Annotated in this window: 3 protein-coding genes and 1 pseudogene; 3 read left to right on the forward strand and 1 reads right to left on the reverse strand. The window is 68.2% G+C overall.

Annotated elements, in window-relative coordinates; genetic code table 11:
• Positions 1 to 646 (reverse strand): annotated as a pseudogene (locus tag ACQKIP_RS43435) (pentapeptide repeat-containing protein); the annotation flags it as partial.
• Between the two features lie 152 nt (positions 647 to 798).
• Here ACQKIP_RS43435 and ACQKIP_RS43440 point away from each other — a divergent pair.
• From ACQKIP_RS43440 to ACQKIP_RS43450, 3 genes are read left to right on the forward strand one after another with little or no spacing between them, the layout of a single operon-like run.
• On the forward strand, positions 799 to 1,383 hold the full coding sequence (locus ACQKIP_RS43440; RefSeq protein ID WP_365856910.1) for an Imm21 family immunity protein: 585 nt from the start codon (positions 799 to 801) through the stop codon (positions 1,381 to 1,383).
• Between the two features lie 29 nt (positions 1,384 to 1,412).
• Positions 1,413 to 1,640: a hypothetical protein gene (locus ACQKIP_RS43445; protein WP_365856908.1), complete on the forward strand. Its 228-nt coding sequence runs from the start codon at positions 1,413 to 1,415 to the stop codon at positions 1,638 to 1,640.
• 55 nt (positions 1,641 to 1,695) lie between these two features.
• Positions 1,696 to 3,219: a sulfatase-like hydrolase/transferase gene (locus ACQKIP_RS43450; protein WP_427745544.1), complete on the forward strand. Its 1,524-nt coding sequence runs from the start codon at positions 1,696 to 1,698 to the stop codon at positions 3,217 to 3,219.
• The last annotated feature ends 53 nt before the right edge of the window (positions 3,220 to 3,272 follow it).

Below are 3,272 nucleotides of genomic sequence, written 5' to 3' on the forward strand. Positions count from 1 at the left end.
GGTCCGTGACGCTGAGGTTGACCCAGGGCTGCTCCCGGGGCTGTTGCAGCAGCACGCCGAGCCCGGTCAGCGCCACCTGGGCGTCGGCGGCACGCACTTCCAGCGGCGCGAGGTCGTTGATGGGCACGTCCGCCGCCGGGCTCTGCGCTCCGGCAGGCGGCCAGGGCAGGTGCGTACGCAGGTAAGCGGCCTGGATGGAGATGATGGCCGTGCGATCACGGGCGGAGTGCTCCGCGATCCGCCACAGCGCGTGGAGGCCGCCGATGCGTGTTTCCAGTTTGTCGCTGCCGAGTTGGTCGACGGCCGTGCTGAACCGGTCGGTGACATAACCCTCCTGGGTGGCACGCAACCCGGCCTGACTGACGCGCAGTTGCCGCCAGGTGGCGTACGCGCCGAACAGCACCACCATGCCGCCCACAGCCTGCAGTAGTGTCGTACGCACGTCGTTCACCGCCTTGAGGCGGTCCTGCGCAGCGACGCTCGCCCCGGCGAGATCGTGCTCGACCACCACACCAGGCAGCACCACGAGCACCGCGCCCAGAACGGCCAACCCTGCCGCCCCGGCCAGCAGGGCCGCGATCGCACCACGCCGCACCGGCCTGTCGCGCCACGGCCCGCGACCGCGGTCCGGCTCCCCCATCTCCATGGGCATGGGAGCGTAAGCGCCACCCGGAAAACGATCAAGGCGGCCGGCTCGGAAGCCGCGCCGCTGCACGGCCATTGCCCTCACGGGTCGGTCTGTCACCGTGCTGCGCTGTGCTGTCGGGACAGGGCTGCCTGGGGCGGCACACTGGCGTAATGCATCACTCCCGATCCCGCGATACGAACCATTTCCGACCCGGACTGCCCGAACCGACGTGGGTCGAGTCGATGGGCGGCCCGCTCATCGTTCTCCCGGAGACGGCACTTTCACTCTGGCACGGCTGCACGGAAGCGAGCCTGGTCCTGGGTGTGCCGGGCGAGGCTGACGACTACGACCGCGCTTGCGAGGCGGCTGAAGACCCTGCCGCAATCGTCCCGGTGGGAAAGGAAGGCGCCCTGGCTCTCGTCCTGGGCGACGAGCCGGCCATGACCTGCTACCTGCCCGAGCACCGGGCCTTCGTGCGCTGGCTCGGCGCCGACTCCGACGCCCATCTCCTCGCCGCTGCCGAGCAGGTGCTGGACGACCCGGACACCATATGGGAGGAGTGCGGGGTGTGGGAGACCAGCGGCCCGGCCGTGCTCATGGACTCCGCCGTTGCAGGTGCCGATCTCACCACCCCGGATCCCGACCTGCCGCAGCAGGCTCTCGTGGCCATTGCCGCGGGCCGGTGGGAAGTTCGGGCAGCCCATGCCCGGGGTGACATCGCCTCGGTCGGCGTGGTCCGCCTCGTCGCGCTGTAGCGCCACTCGCCGAGAGGCGCCGCCACGACATGCTCCTTCCGGCGCACCCCGGGGTCTCGCAGCTCTCCGTATCCGCGGACGACGGAGGGGTGGACTCCCTGCACTACTGGAGCGGTCTGCGCGGGCTGGCCACGTGGCAGGAGACCTCGCTCGCCCAGCTCTTCGAGCGGATGACGGCCTACGACGCCCGCCGCCCGCTCCTGCCACTTCCCACCCGCCTCGCGCGGTGTTCCCACCGAGTTCCCACACTTCTTTGACAGCGTCGGGCCCTGCAGGGGCCGTTTCCATCCCGACCGCGTAGAAGGAGCAGGCGTGTCCATCAGTAATGCCCGCAAGAAGATCCCGCTGTGGGTGACCACGGTCGCTCTGGCGCTCGGAACCCTCTCCTGTGCCGGTGGTGGGGCGGGGGGAAGTGAGCAGGACAGCGGAGAGACGGCGGACGCCGCGGCGTCCGGGCCGCGGCCCAATATCGTGTGGGTGGTCACCGATGACCTGTCGTCGGACCAGGTGGACTACATGCCGCACGTGAAGGCCATGCAGAAGGAGGGCACGTCCTTCTCCAATTACACGGTGACCGACTCGCTGTGCTGCCCCTCGCGTTCGTCCATCTTCACGGGCAAGTTCCCGCACAACACCGGGGTGTTCACCAACACGCCGCCGGACGGCGGCTTCGACACCTTTCACGGCAAGGACAACGAGGACAAGACCTTCGCCACCGCTCTGAAGGCCGAGGGCTACCGTACGGCGATGATGGGCAAGTACCTCAACGGCTACGAGCCGGACATGACCGTCGGCGGCCAGGAGAACTATGTGCCTCCCGGCTGGGACGAGTGGGCGGTGGCCGGCAACGGCTACAACGAGTACGACTACACGCTCAACGAGAACGGCAAGACGGTCGACTACGGGCACGACCCGAAGGACTACCTGACGGATGTCGTGAACCGGAAGGGGCAGGACTTCATCGAGGACTCGGTGCAGGACAAGAAGCCTTTCGTCCTCGACATCTCCACCTTCGCCCCGCACGGCCCGGCCACCCCCGCGCCGCAGGACAAGGGCAAGTTCCAGGACCTGAAGCTGCCCAAGCCGGCATCCTTCGACAGGACACCCAGCGACGCCCCGAAGTGGCTGAAGGACAAGAAGGCCTTCACGCCCCAGCAGGTCAAGCAGATCACCAAGACCCACCGCAAGCGCGTCCGTTCCGTGCAGGCGGTGGACCGGATGATCGGCGACCTCAAGGAGAAGCTGGAGAAGGAGGGTGTCCTGGACAACACCGTCTTCGCCTTCGCCTCGGACAACGGCTTCCACATGGGCCAGTACCGCCTGATGCCCGGGAAACAGACCGCTTTCGACACCGATGTGAACGTTCCCCTGGTCGTCACCGGTCCCGGCGTCAAGCAGGGTGCCACGACGGACGCGATCGCCTCCAACATCGACATCTGCCCCACGTTCACCGAGCTGGGCGGAGGCAAGCCCGATGAGCAGGCCGACGGCCGCAGCCTGGTGCCCTTGCTCAAGGGACAGACACCGAAGGACTGGCCGCAGGCCGCCCTGGTGGAGCACCACGGGCCCAACACCTCGGCGGACGATCCCGACAAACCCCGCAAGGGAAGCGGTAATCCGCCCACCTACGGCGCGCTGCGCACCGACAAGTACACCTACGTCGAGTACGCCGACGGTTCCCACGAGTACTACGACCGCGGCAAGGACCCCGACATGCTGCACAACACCTACGGGCAGCTGTCCTCGGCCACCAGGAAACAACTCGCCGCTTCCCTCAAGGGACTTCAGGATTGCAAGCGCGCCAAGGAGTGCACCGCGGCAGCCCGCGACGAGTGATGCGACCGGTCCCGCGGCCCGCGGCGAAGGGCTGACTGACCTCGGCGGCCCGT

Origin of the sequence: Streptomyces sp. NPDC059900, from assembly GCF_050270335.1 — a bacterium.
Classification (GTDB): Bacteria; Actinomycetota; Actinomycetes; order Streptomycetales; family Streptomycetaceae; genus Streptomyces.